Raw genomic sequence first — 24,131 nt, 5'->3', positions numbered from 1 at the left:
TATCGTAGGGAGATTGGCGAAGTTCACTAGGAGCTGGGCGCTGCAGCTAGACACCACACAAAATCTTTCTCAACTCTCAGCAACGAAAAACCGACATGCAGTTCATGTCGGTTCATTTTCATTAAGTCTTTAAAAAATCTTTTAGTGCTTCTTTATTTTTTTCCATATCGATTTCAATTACTTGCGTGCGATGTTCATCATCTAACCTTACATCTTCAAAGGTTTGATCCAGAGGAATTCGAAGCTTTTCAATATTGGTGTTTCCCCCAGTTAAGAAAGATGTTAACACAGTCAAAATTCTTGTATTTTCTATATTTGTATCAATAAAAGGGCGAACCGTTCCAATCATTTTTGGCAACTTTGCCACACCTTGAATACTAATCATTTCGTCCGTAATGGTTTGTAAAACTTTTTGCTGTCGCTCCACTCGTCCAAAGTCACTTTGAGCATCACCACGAAATCTTGCGTAGCCTAACAGCTCTTTACCATTTAACTTTTGAACACCTGGATGGAGTGTTACATAAATATTCTCTGACATTCTCTTTTCTACATCGATTTCAATTCCTTCTGGAAAAGCAGCATCAATTCCTTTAATGAATCCTTGAAAATCAACAATAGCATAATAATGAATATCTATATCAAAGTTCTCTTTAATAGTTTCGCGAAGCAAATCAGGTCCACCTATCGAATAAGCGGCATTTATTTTTTGTTTTTGATCCCGGCCAGGTATTTCAATATATATGTCCCTCATCAATGAGACTAACTTTGCTTTTTTCGTACTTGTATCATATTGTGCAATCATAATCGTATCAGAATTTCCCGTCTCTGCGCCTCGAGAATCTCCACCAATCAATAACACATTCATCGTTCCTTCGAAAGGATCTCCTTTAAACTCGATTTCTTTCTTGTTCAATTCAGAAACCTTTTCCCCAGCTTTATAGCCACTATAGTACTCCCATGCAAAATAAGAAGACGGCAAAACTATAATAAAAACTAATGCAATAAAAATAGATAATACCCTTTTTCTTCGTTTTAATTTTCGCTTCCTTACTCTGCTCATGTATCGTCTCCAATGTCCTAATTAGAATTTATTATTAAAAAATTCACACATAACAAATATACCAAATATGACATTTTCAGACAATATTTTATTGAAAGCTACTTTTTACTAACCGATGGAATCCGTCCTTGCAGCATTTTTTGTCGAAACGATACAATCCATTTTAAAAAACATTGAAAAACCGACAACCTTTTAATGATTGTCGGTTTGAATACTTATCCCGTTCTAACTGGCGCTAAGACTCTCACTTCAAAACGAAAGTAAAAGCGAAGACGCTTAAGTGGGAGATGAAGCGCCAGTAAAACCCGATTTGGATCAACTAGTAATCGGTGGGGATGGACGAACACCCCCACCGATTAAAGTCTCACTTTATTAAGAAACTTCTAAACGAAGATCGCCAGCTTTTGTTTTACCCATCATTTTTAATACACGGTATAAAAGCAAAGTAATAAATGCTGGTAAAATCATACCTACGCCTACGTAAATTAAGAATACATTTAAGCCTTGTGTAGTCCAAACACTAATTGGAGCAACTAACGCACTTAAGCCCATACCTCCTATTTCATAAGAGACTTGGAAATTAAACAACATCGTCGCAATTGGTGAACAAATTAGGGCTGCTACAAACGGTGGTATGACATAATAAGGTTTTCTAATTAAATTTGGAAACTGTACCTTTGGCGTTACAATTGCCTGAGCAAGAATCCCACCCATATCATTATCTTTCCTAGACATTACTGTGAATCCAACAAATTGTACCGTACAACCAATTAATGCTGCTGCACTAGAAACAGGATCTAATTGTAGAGCTACTGCAAGCGCCGCAGAAGAAGCTGGTGTCATTAATAAAATACTCCAAACAAGTGCAATAACCATACTTCCAATTAAAGGTGAGCCTGAAACTGCTTCAGTAATTTGTCCACTTAACCAAGTTAAGAAAGGCGTTGTTACAGCTGCTAAAGCTACACCACTCACACCACCAACAAATAATGCAGCCAAAGGAATAGCCATAAAGTCAAGTTTTGTTTTACCAGTAAGCTTCATTCCTACATATGTTGCTATAACACCAGCTAGTACAGCACTAATCGGTTGACCCGTTACAATAGTAAAAACACCCTCAGCGGTCCGTTCGATAGCTGCACCACCTACAACTGCACTTGACATCGCACTAAAAATTACTAAAGAATTACCCCCAAGCTGATAGGCAATCCCTGCACCAAGAGCAGGTGCTAACAATACTTTAGTAGTTCCCCCAATTGCAATTAGCACTTCCCAACCAAGATATCCACCCATCGATTCAAACAACATTCCGATACCTATAGTAACCAATACCGCATTAGCGATTCCGGTAGAAGCTTTGTAAAGCTGATCCATAAAATGTTCTTTTCTGCTCATATTGTGTTTCCCCCTAGTTCGTCTAAATAATCAGAAAATTTAAATATATAAGTTCAAATAAAAAACCCGTCCTAATTCGGAAGGGCGCTTTCCTCATTTTTTATGCTTGAGCGCCTTGTAAAATGTAAATAACAAGTTGGACTCAAACAATTCCTTGAAAAGATGGATGTTCCAGTCCTATAAGCATAATATGAGTAATATGTTAGTAGCGTTGTTATATGTAAACTTTCCCATCCTAATTTCTCCTCTCAAATAATTGATTTAGTTATATTAGCATTAATTTTCTGATAATGCAAAATGTTTTTTTTATTCTAACAAAATAAAAACGCTTACATTTAAATTTTTCCATTGCAAGAACAGCTAAATCAAGAAAAATAATAATTATATCAACATACCATTTTATCTATATAGATAATAGACACATTGAATCCGTTACTGATACAGCTTTTCAATCGGAATGAAATCTTGCAAAAAGCATGTTTTGAAAAAAGAATCAAAACATGCTTTTCATTTTTGCCACATTACCTACTATTCAACTACTAAAGGAATATTAACGATAAAAATCGTTCCTTTTCCTTTTTCACTTTCCACATGTATGCTGCCTTTATGTCTTGCAATAATACTTTTTACAATATTCAAGCCAAGACCTGTACTTTCTTTCTCTACTCGAAATGGTTCTGTTCGATAAAAACGATCATAAATGTGTGGCAACTGAGTGGAGTCGATTCCAATGCCACTATCAGAAACCATCATGAATGCCTGCTTTACCTTATCATCTAGTCCAATGATTACTTCAATGGAACCACCTACTGGTGTATATTTCACACTATTGCTTATAATGTTGAAAAAAACCTGTTCCATACGTATTGGATCAATCATCACTGCCGCTTCTTGTTGTGAAGACTTTTCAATATGAAGTTCATATTCGATATTCTCAGTTCGTAAATTAGCGCGATAATTATTAAAGATTCTTTCCATGTAAAGATACCAATCCATCTTCTCCAGATGAAAATTTATTTGGTTACTTTCAAGCATATTAAGCTGACGTAAGTCTTCTAAAAGCTTCTCCATCAATTTACTTTTGTTCAAAATCTCTACTAAGTATTGTTTATCTGTAGCTGGAATAACATCTTCTATAATTCCTTTTGTAATCATGCTTATAGATGTGATTGGGTTAGATAGATCATGACAAATGTCCGAGGTTATTTGGCTTTTTTCAGTTTGAATGCGGCGTATTTCCTTATTAGTTTTTTCTAACTCAATTGTTCTCTCTTTAACTTTTTCTTGTAATAAACGTTTCATTTCAATTGTTTCAGAATAGGAATTCAGAAACCTTTCCATATTTAATGCACTATGTATAATAAAAAATACAAATAATCCAAGTCCCATTAGACTATCGCCTTCTATTAATTGATAGCCAATTAATACATGCTGTATATTTGCAATGATGAAGATAAGGACACTAATAAAATTCCCTATAGACTTTATTGTTTTATCGCGAAGTTTTTGAAGTGATAAATAGAAAATGTATATAAAATAAAAAAAGGAAAGAATAATACTGTATTGTAAAAGAATGACCATAAAATGGACATTTGTGAATACAGTTAATACAACAAGAATCCCTACATTTATCCAAATAAATTTAGTAAGAAAAGGATGGATCTTCTTATTTAAAAAAGAATGTATATATACATGAAGGGCTAAGATAGAAATGTAATTAAATATGTATGCAAGTTTAAGTAACAAAACCCAGTTTCCATAAGGCATAATCGTCACGATAGTCCCTGCAATAATTATCCAGCAATAAACACTAAAATACAAAGGAGCTTTATCGTCGGGCTGTTTGATATAAAAGTTCGTTTGAAATGCACTTACAACGAAGAGGATACCAATAAAAAACAAACTCCAAACTAAAAGATCCAAATTGGATGTACGAATCGCAGAATACACCAATACCTCTTTTTGGATACTTTCTACAAAAAAAGAGAAATTCGTAAATACAGTTAACAAAAATGAACCTAATACAATACCTAATATATAACTAATCACACTATACTTCTTCACACACTCTCTTTCCTTCCACATTAAATCATGATTAAGTTTGCTTAGTTTCTGCACAAAATACCTTTATCTGAACATTCGATTTAATTATATCGGAATAGGTCATTTTTCGCTATTTTGTCACACCTTTAACGAATACTTAACAATATCGTTAGTTTACCTTGAGCATCTATGGGGTAATTCCTGTTATATCAATCTAGTAAAGCTGACCTAATCTACACGCTGTGTTCAGCCATCATGTGAAGGAATAGTGAAAGAAGCGGCTTTGGCCGTTTTTTTATTTGATTGTTATCATACTTTTGATATAATCAACTACATCAGCAATAATTACCTTTTTCTTATAAATATAGTAAATGCTGGATTTTAGGTAGTTGATTTTAGGTATAATTACACAAAAGTAAAATAGTATTCGAAGTTAATCCAATAGCATTTAACATCAATAAGGCTAGGAGAATGATAAACTATGAAAAAGAAAAAGCATGGCCTAAAATTAAAATTAGGAACAAAAATTAATTTAATGGTATTAGGTATTATTGTTTTTTTATCATCAGTGCTTGGAATTGTAGCTATTAGAGAAGTAACAGCAGGAATAAAAGAATTTGCCGTTGAGAAGGCAAAAGGAGATTTACATATAGCCTACCGTTATATAGATAGTAAATACGCTGGTGATTGGGAAATTAAAGACGGAAAACTATATAAAGGATCAACCGTTTTTAATGAGAATCATGAAATAGTGGATGAAATAGCAGCAGACACTGGAGATACCATCATCATTTACCAAGATAATATTGGAATAGCTACGAACGGAATGCATAATGGGAAACGATTAATTGGAACAGAGGTATCTCCGGAAATTGAAGAATTAGTTTTGAAAGAAGGCAAGCACTACTATGGGGACATAACTATATATGACAATACATACCAAACTGCCTATATGCCCATCAAAGATAAAAACGGGAAAAATATTGGCATCATTTATGTGGGAACATCGCAAAACATAATTGATAAAACTATTTCTTCATTTGTTCAAGACTTTGTTATCGTGCTAATTGCTATCAGCATTATTTCTTCTATTATCGTTCTTATTTTTTCAAGAAGATTGAAGAAGCGATTAAGAAAGATTTCAAATGCACTCGAAAAGGCTGGGAATGGAGACTTTAGAACAGAAATCGTTGATCAAACTGGCGATGAACTGAGTGATCTTTCAAACAGCTATAATCTAATGAAAACAAATCTTAGCAATATGATTCATAAAGTTAAGGAAACAGCTGAACAGGTTGCTGCTTCTTCGGAAGAATTAACTGCTGGATCTGAACAAACAAGTAAAGCATCCGAACAAATAACAGATGCGATTCAACAGGTTGTAAATGGGACAGATACTCAATTGGTGATGGTTGAGGAAGGTTCTAAAGGATTTGATGAAATGGCTGTTGGGATGAAAAATATAGCTGAAAGCTATTCAATTATTTCTGAAGCTAGTGCGCAAAGCAGTGAACGAGCGAAGCGAGGAGCCGAATTCGTTGAAACATCCGTTGAACAAATAAATGCGATTCAACATTCTGTGCATAAAAGTAGTGAAATGCTAATGTTATTAGATAAAAGGTCACATCAAATAGGTGAAATAACTAAAGTCATTACCGATATTGCAAATGAGACGAATTTACTTGCGTTGAATGCAGCTATTGAAGCAGCTCGTGCTGGAGAACATGGAAAAGGGTTTGCTGTTGTTGCAGATGAGGTACGTAAACTTGCAGAGCAATCTCAACATTCTTCTACTCAAATTGCTGATTTTGTTAATGAAATCAATGAGAATATGCTTCTATCAAACCAAGCAATGGATCAAGTAAAGAAAGATGTACAAAACGGTCTAGGGGTTGTTGGAAAAACGCAGGAAAGTTTCAAGGAAATCTTGTGTTCTACCGAGAAAATGGAAGATCGGATTGATGAAATGGCGGCAACGACTAAACAAATTTCTGCCAGTGCACGAGAAATTGCTACAACAGTATCTGGAATCAGAAACATTTCAAAAGAGGCTTCTCTCCATTCACAAAGTGTCGCAGCTGCTACAGAAGAACAATTTGCTTCTATGGAAGAAATTAATGTTTCAGCTACTGCTTTATCCAAAATGGCAACCAATTTGCAAGAACTAGTAAATGATTTCAAAGTATAGCAAAGAAACAAGACTTACAAATCCCTTTTAATCTATTATTAGGCTGTTGGTTCAATAGCCTTTTCTTTTTCTCATATCTGCCACCACTCGTTCTTAGCCTAAAGCAAGTCGTCTCCCTATAAACAAATAAAAAGCTGTCAAGGTCTCTCGCTCACCTAACAGCTTTCATTCCTTACTTCACTCCGATTAATTAACAACCGGCTCTTACGCATACATCGTATTATTCTCTTCCTTTTTAAAGAAACTCTTCATCGCGTGAAACACATCGATTTTTTGCTTTAAGATATAATAATAAAATTTCTCATTCTTGATGTTTTTATAGGCGGTCATTAGGGTTGAGTGACGGTTGTATTGATTAACTTCCCCATACCCAAACATATTGCTAACCTTCATAATCTCTTCAACCAGCTTCACACAGCGCGCATTATCAGATGTTAAATTGTCTCCATCTGAGAAATGGAACGGGTAAATATTGAACTTGTCAGGATGATACTTGGCTTCAATGATTTCAAGGGCTTTACGATAAACAGATGAACAGATCGTCCCCCCGCTTTCACCTTTTGTGAAGAAATCTTCTTCACTGACGACTTTCGCTTCTGTATGGTGGGCAATGAATTCGATTTCAACTGTTTCATATTTTGTTCGTAAGAAACGCGTCATCCAGAAGAAGAAGCTGCGTGCCATGTACTTTTCCCATATGCCCATTGAACCTGACGTATCCATCATAGCAAGTACAACTGCTTTTGAATCTGGCTTGACAATTTCATTCCATGTTTTGAACTTTAAATCTTCTTGATAAATAGGATGAAAACCCGGTTTTCCTGTGAGAGCATTTCGCTTAAATGCGGATATCATTGTTTTCTTTTTATCAATGTTACCCATTAAACCTGTTTTTCGAATATCATTGAATTCTATTTCTTCTATAGTATGTTCTGATTGTTCTTTACGTTGCAAGTTAGGTAATTCGAGTTGACTAAATAGAGCTTCCTCTACTTCTAATAGAGAAACCTCTGCTTCATAATAATCTTCACCAGCTTGATCGCCTGCCCCCTGCCCTTTCCCAGGTGCCTTTTGTGCACCTGTACTGTCTCTTGCTACAACATCACCAACTTGACTATCACCATCACCTTGCCCTACATGTTTGTTTTTATCATAGTTGTAGCGAATCTTAAATTCATCCAGTGACCTGATTGGAATCTTAATTACATCTGTTCCATTTGACATAATAATACTTTCTTCAGAAATTAGATCGGGTAAATTATTTTTGATTGCTTCTTGCACTTTCTCTTGATGGCGTTGTTGATCATCAAAACCTTTGCGATGGAGGGACCAATCTTCCTTAGAAATAACAAACTGATGATTACTTTCAGACGACATTGTTTTTCCCCTCCTCTATATAAATATTTAATCCGTTCAAACTGGCGCTAAGACCTCTATTTCGAAACGGTGTGAAATCAAAGGTATGAAAATGAAAGATCAAGCTCCAGTATGAACCCGATAGGATCCACTAATGATTGATGGGAGATCATTCAAAGTTTCACCTTATCGTTAAACAGTATTTCTAGCCCCATGGCCGACAAATAGAGATAAAAAAATAATGTAAGTCCTCTTAATCGACTTACATTATCCTATGCTACTATTTGATTCAACTTGCAAACTATTTTCACAATTAGTTAATCACCTACATAGAAGTTTGTTTAAACTCCATAATCAAAGTCCGTTTCCACTTTAATATTTAATGTCCCATCACTATGAATTGATAGAATTTCTACCAATATATTTCCCCAAAATTGCTCGGTGAGTTTATCAAAAATTTCATACGTTTGCTCTTCATTATTTCGCTTATTATGCTTCATGTATAATGTCTTTTCACCATTAATATTCCTTGAATAAATCGACACAATCTTTCTTTCACCCGGTCTAATTCGCTTCAACTTTGGTTCTTCAATTGCCAAACCATCATAAAAAAAAGTAAGTTCCGTAATTGTTGCTCCAGTTCGATTATCGACAAATACAGCTGGTAAAGTTTGAATACCTAAATACGTCATATTCATTTCCCCTTTACAACATACTATTAAATTGACATAATCTTGCTATTCTTTATTTCTATAATACGCACTGTGCAATCAATCAACTTATGTTTTTTAGATTTCATGAAGAAAAAACACCCAAATTCGGGTGCTTTTTACGATAATGCGCTTTATTGCATAGGATCAGGTTGTAAACCTCTCTCCTGCAGCTCTTGATTCGTACTCATTTGCTCCATTTGTTGACCAAGAGCTTTAACTTCTTCTAAATTTTTCGCCATTGAACTGTTTTCTGGTACATAATCTTTATGAACAACTTTCTCTTTATCCATTCTCGATCACTCCTTACAACAGTTTACATTCCTTCTACCCATTGCAAGGGATTTGTAAACTTGTTCCATTTTGTATCACTTACTCTAAGCTGATATTTAACGATTTAATAAACTTCCAACATATCTTAATAACTCATTAGCTGATGCCGTGTTATAGCCATGTTCATTCACTAGACGTGCAACCACTTCATTTACTTTCTTCAATTGCTCTTCATTTGGCGTTTTTGCTGACGTTGTAATCTTCACGACATCTTTCAAATCAGCAAATAGCTTCTTCTGAATAGCTTCACGAAGACGATCATGAGAATTGTAATCAAATCGTTTTCCTTTACGAGCAAATGCCGAAATACGAATTAAGATTTCTTCACGGAAGGCTTTTTTCGCATTTTCAGATATGCCGATTTGTTCTTCGATTGATCTCATCAACTTCTCATCTGGCGTAATTTCCTCACCAGTTAATGGATCACGTAGTTTGGATTTATTACAATATGCTTCCACATTATCTAAATAATTATCCATTAATGTTTTCGCAGACTCTTCGTAAGAATATACAAATGCTTTTTGTACTTCTTTCTTCGCGATACTATCGAATTCTTTACGAGCTGCTGAAATGTAATTTAAATATTTATCACGTAATTCGGTAGTGATAGACGGATGTTGATCCAAGCCCTCTTTTAAACTACGCAACACATCAAGTGCATTGATCGAAGCTTCTTCTTTTCGAATAATTGTGGATGAAATACGGTTAATAACATAACGTGGATCGATACCTGACATACCTTCGTCTTGATATTCTTTCTTCAGCTCATCAATATCTGCCGTGTTATACCCCTCTACACTTTCCCCATCATACAGGCGCATTTTCTTCACTAAATCAATGTCGCCTTTCTTCGGCTCTTTCAAGCGTGTCAAAATACTAAACATCGCTGCTACTCGCAATGTATGTGGCGCAATATGCACATCTCGAACATCACTTTCACCAATCATTTTTTCATAAATCTTTTCTTCTTTGCTTACCTGTAAATTATAAGGAACCGGCATAACGATAATACGAGAATGAAGCGCTTCGTTTTTCTTATTCGAAATGAATGAACGGTATTCCGTTTCATTAGTGTGCGCGATAATAAGCTCATCCGCACTAATAAGAGCAAATCTACCCGCTTTGAAATTCCCTTCTTGAGTTAGGGAAAGCAAATGCCATAAAAACTTCTCATCACACTTAAGCATCTCTTGAAATTCCATAATACCGCGATTTGCTTTATTGAGCTCACCGTCAAATCGGTATGCCCTTGGATCAGATTCAGAACCATATTCTGCAATCGTAGAGAAATCAATACTACCAGTTAAATCAGCAATATCTTGTGATTTCGGATCAGACGGACTAAATGTACCAATCCCTACACGTTTATCTTCAGATAAGAAAATCCGTTCAACCATTACATCTTCAATGCGTCCACCATATTCTTGTTCAAGCCTCATCACATTTAATGGTGATAAATTCCCTTCAATGCGAAAACCATATTCGTCGAAGAAATCATCGCGTAAATGATGTGGAATAAGATGTAGAGGATCTTCGTGCATTGGGCATGATTTAATCGCATAAATCGCACCGTGATCATGATGTGAATAATGCTCTAATCCTCGTTTTAACATACTAACAAGTGTCGACTTACCACCACTAACAGGACCCATTAACAATAAAATTCGTTTACGAACATCTAATCTTCTGGCAGCAGGGTGAAAATATTCTTCTACCAATCTTTCCAAAGCATCTTCTAAACCAAACATTTGACTGCTAAAAAAACTATAACTTTTCTTCCCATTTAACTCCTCAATACCAGCATCTTTAATCATATTGTAGACACGTGAATGGGCGGATTGTGCAATCCATGGACGCTCTTTCACAAGCGTTAAGTATTCTGCGAAGGTTCCTTCCCACTTCAACTTCTGCTCTTCTTCTCTATATCTTTCAATCTTTCTTAAAATATCCATAAAGGTACCTCCCCCTGTTTATTTCAGGAATGATACTTATACTCTATGCACAGAAACCCATAAAGATGATTAAAGAGTACACGCCTGAACAAACTTGATAGAAAAGTTCGTTCCAAAAAACCCATACATTTCCTTTAAACCACAAGTGTTTTTCAGTATAATAGATATATGTAATAAATGGATAAAATGGAAATATTAAAGGAGGTTGTACATATGAGTACTGCTCTTATTCTGTTAGTAAGCATTACATTTCTAGCAGCTATCTTCACAGCTGGATACAATGATAAGCCACATAAGACCAAATAAGAAGAAAAACCGTCGCGGTTCCCTTTTTAATTGAAGAGCTGTTCTTCATTGTTTTTCATCTAATTAAAAAGGAGCTATGCGGCAGGCATAAGACTTGCTGTTTTTGAAAATCCACTTTCGGGTTTTCAAAACAGATGAACTTATGACTTAGCATAGCTGTTGTAAGGTTAAACGTATAATAGTGTTTCTAATGATGTAACTCTCCATGACACTCTGAAATTTCACTTAAAGCTCTTGCCGCATTATCCGAAAAAATTTCACGAACTGCTAAATCACCAAGTGAAATCATTCCTACTAGTTTCGTTCCATCTACAACAGGTAATCGACGAATTTGTTCCTCAGCCATTAATTCTGCTGCATCGTCTACACTCATATCAATAGATGCCGTAATTAACTTCTCACTCATAATTTCCGTTACTTTTGTAGAACCTGGACGCTTACTACCCACACCACGAATGGCAATATCGCGATCTGTGATCACTCCAAGTAAATGACCATCCTCACAAATAGGAACTACACCAATATTATGCTCCTTCATTTTCAAAGCAACTTCATATACATTATCTAAAGGTGTACAGAACTGTATATCTGTTGTCATCACATCTCGAACAGTTTGCATGTCATAATTCTCCTTTTCACTGATATTTATATTGTTTTCAGGGGATTCATTTTTATACACAAAAAACCCGAACATCGTCGGGTTTAATGTAAATGAATATAATTTTGTTGTCTTAAAGCTTCATATATTAAAATCGCTGCTGTATTAGATAAATTTAGTGAACGAATATTATCATTCATCGGTATACGTAAACAACGCTCTAAATTATTTTGAATTACTTCCTCTGGTAACCCTTTCGTTTCACGACCGAAAATAAAATAATAATCTTGATTGACATCACTATAATCAAAAGTCGTATACGGCTTCTTACCGAATTTCGTTATGAAGAAATATTCGCCACCTTTAGTGCTTGCGAAGAAGTCGTCTAAACTATCATGATAAATAATTTTCACATGTTGCCAATAATCTAAGCCCGCTCTCTTTAACATTTTATCATCCGTTGAGAATCCCAATGGACGAATTAAATGCAGAATCGTATCCGTTCCAGCACAAGTTCTTGCGATATTTCCTGTATTTGCGGGGATTTCTGGTTGAAATAGTACTACATGTATTGCCACCTTAAGTTCACCTCTACTGTTTTCCTTCAATTATCTTTACTGATTATACCATGTTTCTTTCTATCGTCCACGATCGTGTAAAACCGGTATTGAATCTCCGGCGTATAAGCAGTCGAATCTTCATACGACCAATAGCGATGTCGGCTATCTGTTGTATGGGCATTTACAAGAGGCATGTCATTCTCATCTTTCGCCGTAACCATTGTAAAATGGTTATAGCGGCCATCACCTTCAAAATCATAACAAATGACATCTCCTAGCAATAATTGCTGAGGAGAATCCACTTCTTTTGCTCTAAGCCCTATTTTGGAATTATTGAAATACAAATGTAATGCATGTGATACCGTCCAGCTATAACTCCAATTCTTACCACTGTACCACCAACCAGAGGAACGATTTGAAATCCCACGCATGGGTGCACTACCCGCTCTTAAACATTGCGAAATAAAGTTCGTACAATCATCATTAAAGCGTTGATACTGTGGATTAGTATTATTCCACCAAATATCAGCATACTGTACCGCTTTTAAACGATCATAATAAAAGGTTGCTCGTGTTTCATCTTCATCATACGTAATGTTGGATAAATCAAGATTGGGAATTTTCACTACTACTTCTTCATCTGAAATACATTCTTCATTCTTAAATCGAGCCACTCTCTGCTCGACTTCTTCCTCCAAATAAAAAAAGTCATTTTGTTTTATAAAAAACTGTAAATGAACATTGTAATGAACTACTGTCTCATCTTGTTCTTGTTGCCTGGATTGTATGTTACCTTTCGCTTTTACATTCTTAATTTCAGCATTTCGCTTCTTCAACAGTGCTTTTCTTAAAGCAATCTTATCATCATCACGAAATGTAGACTCTCCTACATATCCTATACATTTATTTTGCAAATAGCTTTCCAGCTGTTGGATCAAACTTCCACCACCTCTCACATTAAAATATATATGAAGAAACAACAAAAAAAATAAGCAATAGATATGATTTATCTATTGCTTAAAGCTTTTTCTATTTCACCTAAAGCTGCTTCATCACTTTCCTTCGATTGAGCATTTAGCAAAGCTGCTTCTGCAACCTCGCCTCCAATTTTCCCAATCGCCCAAGCAGCCATACCACGCATATCTACTCGTGGATCATTTCTCATTACATCGATTAAAGCATCTAAAGAAGATGCCTCTTTGAAATGAGCAAGCGCAATAATTGCATTTCGTTGAATCGGCTTCTTACCACGCCATGAACCCGATACATGACCGAATTTTTCTTTAAACTGTCGATTGCTCATTTTTAGAATCGGCGTTAACAAAGGCTTCGCCACTTCTGGCTCTGGCTCCATTTCTTCATGAAAATGAAAATCGATTCCTCGATTTTTCGGACAAACTGTCTGACAGCTATCACAACCGTACAGTCGATTACCGATTTTGTTTCGGAATTCTTCGGGTATATAGCCTTTCGTTTGTGTTAAGAAAGCAATACATCTTTGAGCATCTATTTGACCGCCATTTATGAGAGCACCAGTAGGGCATACATCCAAACACTTCGTACATGTTCCACACTGATCTTCAATCGCTTCATCCGGTTCTAACGGTAAATTCGTAATCATCTCTCCTAAATAGACATAAGAGCCAAATTCAGGAGTAATGATTGCACAGTTTTTCGCACTCCAGCCGATACCAGCTCGCTCAGCTACTGCCCTATCAACAAGCTCGCCTGTATCAACCATTGATTTCACTCTTGCTCCAGGAATACGTTCTATAATATACGCTTCTAGTAACTGTAGCTTTTGCTTCACAAGAACATGATAATCGACGCCCCAAGAAGCTCGACAGAATATACCTCGACGCTCATCTCTTTTCCCCTGAATATGTTCCTTCATTTTGGAAGGATAAGCTAGCGCAATCGCAATAATGGATTTTGGCTCTTGAAAAATGAAAGATGGATTTGTTCTTTTATCAATGTCTGGCTCCTCAAAACCAGATTGATAATTCAACTCTTGTTGGCGGATGAGACGATCCTTTAATTCTGTGAAAGGATCAGCTGAAGCAAAGCCAATTTTGTCGATGCCAATTTCTTTACTATATGAAATTATGTCTTGTTTTAATTGATAGTAATCCAAGCTTTTTGCCTCCTTTCTTTGTTGTATGATAAATTTGAAGTGGGAGTCTTAGCGCCAGTTAGAACGGGATAAATTAGAAACATGGAAGCGCCCAATTTTTGGCTTATTTCCTTAAGCTGATGGCGTTTAATACTAGACACCACATGCAATTTCTTCAACTATAAATAAAAACCAATATTAGGAGCTGATCTTTTGGACATTTCAATACATCCCATTTTACATGAAAAGATCCCAGGATTTAAAGTAGCAGCTATTACCTACCACAATATTACTGTCGATCAATCACCACAGATGCTACGAGGAAGACTACAGTTGTTCCAAGAATCATTATTCTTTGAAACACAGGAAAAAGAAATTATGGATTTTGCGGGATTGAAAGAATGGCGTGACACGTTCAAGCTTGCTGGAACCGATGCTTCACGTTACCGCCACTCTGCCGAAGCAATGTATCGTCGCATCAAAAAACAACATTATTTACCTTCTATCCATTCAGCAACTGACCTAAATAATTTCTTTTCGTTACAGTATGAATGTCCAATTGGTATTTACGATTATGAAGCCATACATGGCAATATCACATTTACAATTGGAAATGAACACGATGAATACGAAGGTATTAACGAAAGAATAAACTCTTTGAAACATATAATTTTAACGAAAGATGAAATCGGTCCATTTGGTAGCCCATATGTTGATTCAAAGCGAACAATGGTAACAACAAATACAAAGGACGCTATTCAATTAATATATTTACGACCGTCACTCTCATTAGAAAATGCTGAACAGTTGACACAATCACTAATGAACATGTTCATTAGCATCTGTGGAGGAGAAGCTAGTTATAAACTCTATATTTAAATTATGAAAACCCAGATTGGTAGCTTAACTCTAATCTGGGCATTATTATACATATACTGACCATAATTCGTTCACTTTACACTTAGCAAAACTTTAATAGGTGGGGGTTTTCGTCCATTCTCCACCTATTATTAGTTAAACCAATCGGGCTCTTACTTACGCTTCATCTCTCACTTAAACGTATTCGCTTTTACTTTCTTTTTAAAGTGAGGGTCTTAGCGCCAGTTAGAACGGGATAAAAAGAAAACATAAAAAAACGCAATACTTCGTTCTCTTATGTAACGAAACACTGCGTTAGTACCTATGTAATGGAGCGGGTGAAGAGAATCGAACTCTCATCATCAGCTTGGAAGGCTGAGGTTTTACCACTAAACTACACCCGCAAAACTATTAGATTTTGTCGAACTTTGTAATCAACAAAATCTATTATAGTAGCTAACTCCTATTTTTTCAAGATTAATTTAAGAAAAACTTTATAATTTCTTCATAAATTAGTCGCATTTTAGACACATTTGGTTAATAGTTATAAACTGCCTAATCCGACACCAAGAATTACAACAAACCAAGGAGGGAATTTCCATATTGCTAAACAAACGTATAAAATCAACACACGAGCAAAATCAAATCCGCTTTGTACGGCACTCGTCCAAATAGGATCATATAATGCTGCTAATAAAATGCCGACTACAGCAGCTCCTATTCCTGTTAAAGCTCCTTGAAAAGCAGGTCTATTACGCACTTCATTATAAAAAGGAAGCGAACCTACAACTAATAAAAAAGCTGGTAAGAAAATAGCTAAAGTAGCTAACATACCACCACTAATTCCGTTCATCATAGCACCAATATAACTAGCAAAAGTAAAGAGTGGCCCTGGAACCGCTTGTGCCATTCCGTATCCTGCAAGAAATTCTTCTTGGCTAATCCAACCTGGTGTAACAACTTCACTCTCTAGTAACGGTAATACAACATGTCCACCACCAAATACTAATGAACCTGATCGATAAAACGTATCAAACACTGTCAACCATTGGATATTCAATAATTTGCTTGCAATTGGTAACCCAATTAATAAAATGAAAAAAGTAACAAATGCCCAAATCCCTGTTCGTTTACTAATAGGAATTGTATAGGAGGAAAGCACTTTGCTGCTAGCATCACGATATAATAACATTCCTATAATACCAGCACATATAATAACTCCAACTTGTACAAACGGTCCATTCACAAGTAGTATAATCGTTGTCGCTATCACCATAATAACGATTTGTGACCGCTCTTTATTGAGTTTCCGTGCCATATCTAACACCGCATGTGCTACAACCGCAACAGCAACTAGCTTCAATCCATGAATCCAGCCCATTTCTGCAAATCCATATTCCTCATATAATAGTGCAAAAGTAATAAGTGCTACTACTGAAGGCAATGTAAAACCTAGAAATGATAGAATTCCACCTAAAATCCCACCACGCAACATACCAATTGCCATCCCAACTTGACTGCTTGCAGGCCCCGGCAAGAACTGACACAAAGCTATAATTTGTGCATATTCCTCATCCTTGATCCATTTCTTCTGATTCACATACTCCTCTTTGAAATACCCTAAGTGTGCTGTAGGACCTCCAAAAGAAGTAACCCCTAACTTTAGTGAAGTTAAGAGTATCTCAATATAGTTTTTCTTTTTATTTTTCATATCTCATCCTTTTCTTACTATCTATTTTTAAGCAACCAAATCGTATCATGAAATAGACTTTTAACGTTTCTATCACTGTCAAATTAATATAATCTTTACAATTTCTTTTCACTTACATGATTCTTTATGAAAATTATAATAATATAGATATATACAAAATTCACTTAGGAGGTTATATAATGCATACTTACACCGTTTATTATGTGAATCCCAAAAAAGATTTAGCCATAGAAATTTTAGTTTTTGAAGGAGAGTACGAAGATTTCATTGATTTATTCATCAACATCATTCTTCCTACTTATGGTTGTAGCGGCATGGATGTCATACAAGATACAGAAACAGAAATCAAAATTGTAGGCTACAAAAAGCGAGGAAAAGCAAAAAACTTTCTTATTGAGAAAAAATAATAAGTTATTAGCAAAAACACCTGTGTGGAAGTTTCAATACTTCGACATAGGTGTTTTTGTAGCTTACTATTTAGTTCATTGACATTAAATCAGATTATCTTGTTTGCAATTCACACTACACAACAAGTAAGCATTTGACTTATGACTAAAGGTATTTAAAATTTAATCTACTTGATTCACTATATTTTTGTTTAACATTACTTACAATCATTTGGTTACTGATAAAACGATGTGCCTGCTCGACAATCTCTTCTTTATCAAAATCCATAGATGCCACATGAAATGAATTGAATAAGCTAACCATTTTCTTCACTTTAGAGCCGACTGTATCAAAAATATAATCTGTATTCTCAGCGGGTACAACATGGTCTTCCACCGACTTAATCGCAAGAATAGGTGTTTGAATCAACGGTAATATGGCTAGTGTCGCTTCCATAATTTTTTGTAATTCATGAATAGCTTTCAACGGTACTTTCGAATATGTGACTTCATGGACATTCTGGTCTTTAATATCTGGCTCACTTTCGTCAATAAATCTAGGCTGAGTCACACCTTTAAATTTATCATACGCTGGCACCGATAAAGCAGCATTAACCACAATAGCTCCACTAATCGTAGGATATTTATGGACAAGTTTTAAAGCTAACGCTCCCCCCATTGATTGTCCAATAACAAATATATTTGAACACTTTTTTAGCAACTTATGATATCCCGCTTCGAGAGATGCGAACCACTCTTCATGTGTGCAGTTTTCTATATCAAAGTGATGTGTGCCATGTCCTTTCAGCCTAGGTGCAAAAACCGTATATCCGAACTGTGCGAACCTTTTTCCCAAGAACTCTACACTTTGTGGAGTACCCATAAAACCATGTGAAATTAGAATCCCAATATCATTTCCTTCAAAATAAAACGATTCCGCTCCCTTTATAACCGAAAACTTTTCACTCATATTTAACTACCCCCTTTATTCTGATCCAAATCAATCGCTACATGTAACCCCTTTTTATATCAACTATAATCTTTTCAATTCGATAAATTCATCATATACCAATTATTCATATGTATCAAGTCGGAATTATAAAATGTATGGATTAATCTTCTAATTATTATCCAATCGAAAATCCCTAACGACTTTATAAAAAGAAAGAATGATATGATTTTATTCTTCCTAAAATTTTTTCATAACACAGTATGTTACAATAGATGGTAAATAAAATAATGGAGATTAGGTATGTTATATGATTGCTTAATTGTAGATGATGAAACAGATCTTGCAGAAACGACATGTGAGTACCTTAACATGTTTGATGTGAAAAGCGCTTATGTTACTAGTGCCGAAGAGTGTTTAGATTTTTTTAAAGTACATCAGGCTTCGCTTATATTACTAGATATAAACCTTGGTAATACATCTGGCTTTGATTTATGTAAAACACTAAGAAAAACAACTGAAATTCCAATCCTATTTATTAGCGCTCGTTCAAGTGATGATGATGTATTAATCGCCTTAAATATTGGCGGAGATGATTATATTCAGAAACCATATACACTTAGTATTTTACTTGCAAAAGTAAAAGCCGTTTTAAAAAGATACAAACACACATCTCAAGTAAAGATAATTCAATCCGATTACATTTCAATAGATACAAATTTATGTCGAGTGACTATACGGGGACAAGAAATCAAATTAAAAACGATGGAATATAAATTATTATCCTATCTGATGCAGAATAAGAATCGTGTCATTCCTAAACAAGAATTATTTACAAATGTATGGGGAGATACTATAACTGGTGATGGAACACTTAATGTTCACATCCGCCACTTACGTGAAAAGATTGAACAAAATCCTAATGAACCAACGTTTATTAAGACGATTTGGGGTACAGGATATGTCTTTGAGGATGACCCTTCATGAAACTTAAGAGAATTATAGCTCTCATTACTACTATTTTCCTTATAGGCACTCTATCAATTTTTCACTTATTACAGACTGTTAAACCACAAGAAATAGATACAGTAGCAATTAACGAAATCGTTAAGAAAATCGAATCCAATTGGGGACATCTAAATAAAGAAAACCTACATATCCAACAGCAAATTACCGTTATTGATGTCGATGGAAATATTCTTTATCGAACATCAAAATCTAAGTCACACTCAATCAATGATGCTATTAAAAACAGAGATACAATCGTCGATTTAACAGTTGACGACAAAATAGTGGGTAAAGTCATTATTTATAATAATACGAGTGAACTTCAGCAACAAACTTTAAACCAAGTCCACGCTATCTTGCTCATTATATTTGTGTGTTTAACGACAGTATGTATANNATTTATTTAAATAAAATTGTCTTTAAACCATTTAAACGACTAAAAGATTTTGCGAAAAATATTGCTAGAGGCCACTTTAATGTTCCTTTGCAAATGCAGAAGAATAACTTGTTTGGTGCCTATACAGAGAGCTTTGATCTTATGCGTGAAGAATTAGCCAAAGCGAAACATAATGAATATCTTGCTAATCGTAGTAAGAAAGAGCTTGTCGCAAGCTTAAGCCATGATATTAAAACACCGGTAGCTACAATAAAAGCTGTAAGCGAATTAATGCTTATCCAAACTGCTGACGATAAAAAGAAAAAACAATTACATACAATCTACTCCAAAGCAGAGCAGATTGATTTACTAATAACCGATATGTTCCATGCCACTTTAGAAGAATTAAATGAATTAAAAGTAAATCTTAATGAAGAATACAGCACCGTTCTTACAAAAATTATTACTGAAGTAGATTATAAAGATAAAATTGTTATGAGTGACATATCAAATTGTCTAATACTCACTGACGTAATGCGACTACAACAAGTATTCGATAATATTATTAGTAATTCATATAAATATGCGGGTACGAAGATAACTGTAGATTTCTCACCCATTAATGATTATTTAGAAGTGATGATCTCAGACTACGGTAATGGAGTTAATGAGGACGATTTACCTTTGTTATTTAATAAATTTTATCGAGGACAAAACGCGGAAAAGCACTCCGGATCCGGACTCGGTTTATACATCTCTAAGTATTTAATGCAGAAAATGCAAGGAGATATTGAATGTTACAGTCGTGAAAATGGGTTTACCACTATCTTAAAAATTAAAATACTCTAAAAAATTAAGAAACAGTTAAGGATTGGATAAAGATTCATTAAGAATTTTTTTCGTAGGATTAGATTGTAATTTAGATTACAATCTTTTTTTGTAGGAGGCGTTACCGTGTCAACAGCGATTATAAAGACAAATAAATTGTGTAAAACATTTTCAAGCGGTGGTAATCAACAACATGTTCTGAAAAACTTAGATATTGAAATAATTCAAGGAGATTTCACTATCATTATGGGAAGTTCAGGCTCAGGAAAGTCAACTCTTTTGTATGCTCTTTCCGGTATGGATCAACCTACACTAGGAGAAATATACTTTAAAGACCAAGAAATAGCTCATTTAAATAACGATCAATTAGCTGTATTTAGAAGAAATAACTGCGGTTTTATTTTTCAACAAGTATATTTACTAGATACCATGAGCGTCCTAGATAATGTTCTCACAAGTGGATTATTAATTAATAAAAATAAGCGTGACGTTGTAGAAAAGGCTAAACAGTTACTTACCCAAGTAGGCTTACAAGAAATAGCTTGGGGTAAATTCCCGTCTCAGCTTTCAGGTGGTGAGGCTCAGCGAGTGGGTATCGTACGTGCACTAATCAATAATCCAAAAGTGATTTTCGCGGATGAACCAACAGGTGCTCTAAACTCTGAATCTGGTAAAAGTGTATTAGATGTCATGACCCACGTTAATGAAAACGGACAAAGCATCGTGATGGTAACCCATGATATAAAAACCGCATTACGTGGTAATAGAGTGCTATATTTACGTGATGGTGTAATATGCGGAGAACTGAACCTTGGTGCCCCCTATCATCTGGAATATCCCGATAATAAACGACAAGAACAATTGATGTCTTTCCTAAATGAAATGGGGTGGTAAAAAATGAACATCTTACACTTAGCCCTAGCCAACATTAAAAAACGTAAAAGTGCTGCTATTTCCCTGTTCATTTTAGTTATACTCGCGTCACTCCTTTTAAATATTGGGTTATCTATTTTCACAAGGCTTGATTCATTTTATGAGAAAAAGACAGAGAAACTAAATGGAGCTCAATTTGTATCCGTGTTCTCTAACTATAATGATGTTCAAAAGCAGATTGATTTCATACACAATTATAAGTACACGAATAAAGTGGAACATGAAGATAGTCTTCTTTTACCAGGAATCGAAATAGCTTTTTCAAAAGGACATCTAACATCTACTGTCACAATCTTAAATGAGGAAACTAAACGTACTCTTTCACCTATCAAACTAGTAGAAGAAACTGAGGATCTAAAAGGAGCTAAAATATATGCACCCTATATTTTCAAAACTGGTGGAGGATATGAACTTGGAGAATCTTTAAAAATTGAATATGGAAAGAAAGAATATACTTACAAAATTGCTGGTTTTTTTGAAGATACACTACTTGGAAATACAATATCAGGTTCTTTTAAGTTTTTCTTGCCTCAAACGGAATATAAAGAACTAGAAAAGAATCTAAGCTCAACAGAAAAAAGTACGTATATAGCAGCAACCTTAACAGATGAATCAAAACTATCGGATTTAAATAAAAAATACTCGAAAGCTTTTCCTTCTAAAGGGCTTTTAACTGACATAAAAATAAATACAGAAAATAGTAAACTAAACTACATTATGCCAATCAATACAATAGCAATCATATTAATTGCCTTTTCTTTCATTATGCTTATCGTAGCATTGGTTGTTGTTAAATTCAGAGTTACGAATACCATTGATGATGATATTGCCAATATTGGATCGTTAAAAGCGATTGGTTACACTAGTAAACAAATTCTATATTCCATTATGACTCAGTTCATGCTTATTACGGTAATTGGTGGCTTATTAGGAATTCTACTATCCTATATTGCATTACCTACACTAGGAAACATCGTTTCTGCTTCTATCGGTTTACTATGGACACAGCAGTTCAACATTTGGATTAATATATTTAGTTTGTTCTTAATGATTTTTCTTGTACTAGGAGTTACAACACTTTCAGGAATGAAAATTAAAACCATTTCACCTATCATTGCACTACGTGGTGGCATTCAAACTCATAATTTCAAAAAAAATCGTTTTTCTTTAGATAAAACAAAGTTTGGTCTTCATATATCTCTTGGGCTAAAAAATATGTATGTGAATCGAAAGCAAAATATTTGGGTAATGCTTATTGTTACTGCCCTCACCTTTGCTTGTGCTTTCTCATCCGTTCTGTATTATAATTTTACATTTGACAAGTCGAGTATTTTTAGATTAGTTGGTGCTGAGCAATGTAATGTTGTGGTTATGGCAAAAGGAGGTGAAAAATCTTCAAACCTATTTCCTGCTATTAAAAAAATAGACGGTATTAAGAAGACAGGAATGTTATCTCAAAAATCAGCTATTATAAATGAAGAAACAGTAATGGCGTATGTTTCCGATGATTTCGATAAGCTAGAATGGAATACCGTATATGAAGGACGCCAACCTCGTTATGATAATGAAATTGCTATTTCCGGAGCTATCTCTAAGTCAACAGGAAAAAAAGTCGGCGATACAATTAAAGTAACCTTTAATCAAACAACTAAAGAATATTTAATTACTGGTCTTACCCAACAATTTAATGATGGTAGTATGAAACCAATCTCTTTAACTTTAGAAGGTTATCAAAAACTATACCCTAGCTTTGAAAGAGATTCTTTAAGCATTTATTTAGATGATACTGTGACTAGTGCTGATTTTACTAAACAATTAAAGTCTCAATTTGGTGACCAGGTCATTGTAGTTGATATGGACGAAGCCTTTCAAAGTCAAATGAGTTCATATATAAAATCCATCTTTTACATTATGGTTCTTATTGTGATTATGACAGCACTTACAGTAAGTCTAATACTATATCTTATCGTAAAAACAATGATTATTAAACGGAAACGTGAATTAGGAATATTAAAGGCAATTGGCTATACAACATTTCAGTTGATGACACAAATTACAATGAGCTTTTTACCTGTAGTTACGGCAGGAGTTTTATTAGGGGGGATTATAGGATGCCTTTATACCAATTCTATACTTTCCATCTTATTCACTGGATTGGGTATTTTTAATGCAAGCTTCACTGTAAATGTGCCATTAATCATCGCATTTTGTATTGTAATCGTATTGATAGCTTATGTTGTATCCATGCTAGTAGGAAGACGAATCAAACATATCTCTGCTCATGGTTTAATTACAGAGTAAAGCATACTATCATTCATACAAGAAAAAAATCTCAAACTGATCTATATATAGATTAGTTTGAGATTTTTTTATTTGAACATATTACTTTTTCTAGGACTATAAAAAACTAGATAATTTACTTATGATTCATGATATTATTACATTCTAAATTAGGAAAGTGGTGTTAC

General features: G+C 34.7%; 20 protein-coding genes and 1 tRNA gene. 7 read left to right on the top strand and 14 right to left on the bottom strand.

What is annotated here, in order from left to right:
• Positions 1-121: 121 nt before the first annotated feature.
• The 3 genes from V7014_RS06245 to V7014_RS06235 all read right to left on the bottom strand — a co-directional run bounded on the left by V7014_RS06245 (position 122) and on the right by V7014_RS06235 (position 4,519).
• A complete protein-coding gene (locus tag V7014_RS06245; protein WP_335505259.1) occupies positions 122-1,060 on the bottom strand; it encodes an LCP family protein in 939 nt (312 codons plus the stop codon).
• Between the two features lie 372 nt (positions 1,061-1,432).
• Positions 1,433-2,455, bottom strand: coding sequence for a PTS transporter subunit IIC (locus V7014_RS06240; RefSeq protein WP_335505257.1), 1,023 nt, complete (start codon positions 2,453-2,455; stop codon positions 1,433-1,435).
• A 528-nt stretch (positions 2,456-2,983) separates the two neighbouring features.
• Positions 2,984-4,519 carry a sensor histidine kinase gene (locus V7014_RS06235; protein WP_335505255.1) on the bottom strand — a complete coding sequence of 512 codons (1,536 nt, stop codon included), beginning with the start codon at positions 4,517-4,519 and terminating at the stop codon, positions 2,984-2,986.
• Positions 4,520-4,979: 460 nt separating this feature from the next.
• Here V7014_RS06235 and V7014_RS06230 point away from each other — a divergent pair, with 460 nt between their 5' ends.
• Positions 4,980-6,686, top strand: a complete 1,707-nt coding sequence (locus V7014_RS06230; protein WP_335505253.1) for a methyl-accepting chemotaxis protein — start codon at positions 4,980-4,982, stop codon at positions 6,684-6,686.
• 204 nt (positions 6,687-6,890) lie between these two features.
• Here the strand turns inward: V7014_RS06230 and yhbH are convergent, their stop codons facing one another.
• The 8 genes from yhbH to queG all read right to left on the bottom strand — a co-directional run bounded on the left by yhbH (position 6,891) and on the right by queG (position 14,635).
• The gene (yhbH, locus tag V7014_RS06225) at positions 6,891-8,063 is read right to left on the bottom strand and encodes a sporulation protein YhbH (protein WP_335505251.1); all 1,173 of its coding nucleotides are present in this window, start codon (positions 8,061-8,063) and stop codon (positions 6,891-6,893) included.
• Between the two features lie 320 nt (positions 8,064-8,383).
• A complete protein-coding gene (locus V7014_RS06220) occupies positions 8,384-8,734 on the bottom strand; it encodes a hypothetical protein (RefSeq protein ID WP_335505250.1) in 351 nt (116 codons plus the stop codon).
• A 152-nt stretch (positions 8,735-8,886) separates the two neighbouring features.
• A complete protein-coding gene (locus V7014_RS06215; protein WP_335505247.1) occupies positions 8,887-9,045 on the bottom strand; it encodes a hypothetical protein in 159 nt (52 codons plus the stop codon).
• 96 nt (positions 9,046-9,141) lie between these two features.
• Positions 9,142-11,037 (bottom strand): PrkA family serine protein kinase, encoded by a 1,896-nt coding sequence (locus V7014_RS06210; RefSeq protein ID WP_335505245.1) that lies wholly within the window; start codon positions 11,035-11,037, stop codon positions 9,142-9,144.
• Positions 11,038-11,530: 493 nt separating this feature from the next.
• A complete protein-coding gene (locus V7014_RS06205; protein ID WP_335505243.1) occupies positions 11,531-11,962 on the bottom strand; it encodes a CBS domain-containing protein in 432 nt (143 codons plus the stop codon).
• A gap of 83 nt (positions 11,963-12,045) precedes the next feature.
• Entirely contained in the window at positions 12,046-12,519 is a 474-nt protein-coding gene (gene trmL, locus V7014_RS06200) for a tRNA (uridine(34)/cytosine(34)/5-carboxymethylaminomethyluridine(34)-2'-O)-methyltransferase TrmL (RefSeq protein ID WP_335505242.1), read from the bottom strand.
• Between the two features lie 26 nt (positions 12,520-12,545).
• Positions 12,546-13,439, bottom strand: a complete 894-nt coding sequence (locus V7014_RS06195; RefSeq protein ID WP_335505240.1) for an amidase domain-containing protein — start codon at positions 13,437-13,439, stop codon at positions 12,546-12,548.
• Between the two features lie 68 nt (positions 13,440-13,507).
• A complete protein-coding gene (gene queG, locus V7014_RS06190) occupies positions 13,508-14,635 on the bottom strand; it encodes a tRNA epoxyqueuosine(34) reductase QueG (RefSeq protein ID WP_335505238.1) in 1,128 nt (375 codons plus the stop codon).
• Positions 14,636-14,827: 192 nt separating this feature from the next.
• Here queG and V7014_RS06185 point away from each other — a divergent pair, with 192 nt between their 5' ends.
• Complete coding sequence (locus tag V7014_RS06185) at positions 14,828-15,493, top strand: B3/B4 domain-containing protein (RefSeq protein ID WP_335505236.1); 666 nt, start codon at positions 14,828-14,830, stop codon at positions 15,491-15,493.
• Between the two features lie 309 nt (positions 15,494-15,802).
• Here V7014_RS06185 and V7014_RS06180 read toward each other — a convergent pair.
• Together V7014_RS06180 and V7014_RS06175 are read right to left on the bottom strand one after the other, a co-directional pair.
• Positions 15,803-15,876, bottom strand: a tRNA-Gly gene (locus V7014_RS06180).
• Between the two features lie 140 nt (positions 15,877-16,016).
• Positions 16,017-17,183, bottom strand: a complete 1,167-nt coding sequence (locus tag V7014_RS06175; RefSeq protein WP_335505235.1) for a chromate transporter — start codon at positions 17,181-17,183, stop codon at positions 16,017-16,019.
• Positions 17,184-17,362: 179 nt separating this feature from the next.
• Here V7014_RS06175 and V7014_RS06170 point away from each other — a divergent pair, with 179 nt between their 5' ends.
• Complete coding sequence (locus V7014_RS06170) at positions 17,363-17,590, top strand: hypothetical protein (protein ID WP_335505233.1); 228 nt, start codon at positions 17,363-17,365, stop codon at positions 17,588-17,590.
• A gap of 145 nt (positions 17,591-17,735) precedes the next feature.
• Here the strand turns inward: V7014_RS06170 and V7014_RS06165 are convergent, their stop codons facing one another.
• Positions 17,736-18,539 (bottom strand): alpha/beta hydrolase, encoded by an 804-nt coding sequence (locus V7014_RS06165; RefSeq protein WP_335505232.1) that lies wholly within the window; start codon positions 18,537-18,539, stop codon positions 17,736-17,738.
• A gap of 282 nt (positions 18,540-18,821) precedes the next feature.
• Here V7014_RS06165 and V7014_RS06160 point away from each other — a divergent pair, with 282 nt between their 5' ends.
• From V7014_RS06160 to V7014_RS06145, 4 genes are all read left to right on the top strand, one after another.
• Positions 18,822-19,505, top strand: coding sequence for a response regulator transcription factor (locus tag V7014_RS06160; RefSeq protein ID WP_335505230.1), 684 nt, complete (start codon positions 18,822-18,824; stop codon positions 19,503-19,505).
• Positions 19,506-19,914: 409 nt separating this feature from the next.
• Positions 19,915-20,751: a sensor histidine kinase gene (locus V7014_RS06155; protein ID WP_438824882.1), complete on the top strand. Its 837-nt coding sequence runs from the start codon at positions 19,915-19,917 to the stop codon at positions 20,749-20,751.
• Between the two features lie 105 nt (positions 20,752-20,856).
• Positions 20,857-21,624, top strand: a complete 768-nt coding sequence (locus tag V7014_RS06150; RefSeq protein WP_335505226.1) for an ABC transporter ATP-binding protein — start codon at positions 20,857-20,859, stop codon at positions 21,622-21,624.
• Positions 21,625-21,627: 3 nt separating this feature from the next.
• A complete protein-coding gene (locus tag V7014_RS06145) occupies positions 21,628-23,964 on the top strand; it encodes an ABC transporter permease (protein ID WP_335505224.1) in 2,337 nt (778 codons plus the stop codon).
• The last annotated feature ends 167 nt before the right edge of the window (positions 23,965-24,131 follow it).

Source organism: Bacillus sp. JJ722, assembly GCF_036963345.1.
Taxonomy (GTDB): domain Bacteria; phylum Bacillota; class Bacilli; order Bacillales; family DSM-1321; genus Bacillus_AD.
This window is presented reverse-complemented; position numbering and strand designations above follow the sequence as displayed.

What these genes read in the sequence shown, in the direction of transcription:
- V7014_RS06245 (WP_335505259.1), bottom strand. Translation starts at nt 1,060, where the DNA reads ATGAGCAGAGTAAGGAAGCGAAAATTAAAACGAAGAAAAAGGGTATTA.
- V7014_RS06240 (WP_335505257.1), bottom strand. Translation starts at nt 2,455, where the DNA reads ATGAGCAGAAAAGAACATTTTATGGATCAGCTTTACAAAGCTTCTACC.
- V7014_RS06230 (WP_335505253.1), top strand. Translation starts at nt 4,980, where the DNA reads ATGAAAAAGAAAAAGCATGGCCTAAAATTAAAATTAGGAACAAAAATT.
- yhbH (WP_335505251.1), bottom strand. Translation starts at nt 8,063, where the DNA reads ATGTCGTCTGAAAGTAATCATCAGTTTGTTATTTCTAAGGAAGATTGG.
- V7014_RS06220 (WP_335505250.1), bottom strand. Translation starts at nt 8,734, where the DNA reads ATGACGTATTTAGGTATTCAAACTTTACCAGCTGTATTTGTCGATAAT.
- V7014_RS06215 (WP_335505247.1), bottom strand. Translation starts at nt 9,045, where the DNA reads ATGGATAAAGAGAAAGTTGTTCATAAAGATTATGTACCAGAAAACAGT.
- V7014_RS06210 (WP_335505245.1), bottom strand. Translation starts at nt 11,037, where the DNA reads ATGGATATTTTAAGAAAGATTGAAAGATATAGAGAAGAAGAGCAGAAG.
- V7014_RS06205 (WP_335505243.1), bottom strand. Translation starts at nt 11,962, where the DNA reads ATGCAAACTGTTCGAGATGTGATGACAACAGATATACAGTTCTGTACA.
- V7014_RS06175 (WP_335505235.1), bottom strand. Translation starts at nt 17,183, where the DNA reads ATGAAAAATAAAAAGAAAAACTATATTGAGATACTCTTAACTTCACTA.
- V7014_RS06170 (WP_335505233.1), top strand. Translation starts at nt 17,363, where the DNA reads ATGCATACTTACACCGTTTATTATGTGAATCCCAAAAAAGATTTAGCC.
- V7014_RS06165 (WP_335505232.1), bottom strand. Translation starts at nt 18,539, where the DNA reads ATGAGTGAAAAGTTTTCGGTTATAAAGGGAGCGGAATCGTTTTATTTT.
- V7014_RS06160 (WP_335505230.1), top strand. Translation starts at nt 18,822, where the DNA reads ATGTTATATGATTGCTTAATTGTAGATGATGAAACAGATCTTGCAGAA.
- V7014_RS06145 (WP_335505224.1), top strand. Translation starts at nt 21,628, where the DNA reads ATGAACATCTTACACTTAGCCCTAGCCAACATTAAAAAACGTAAAAGT.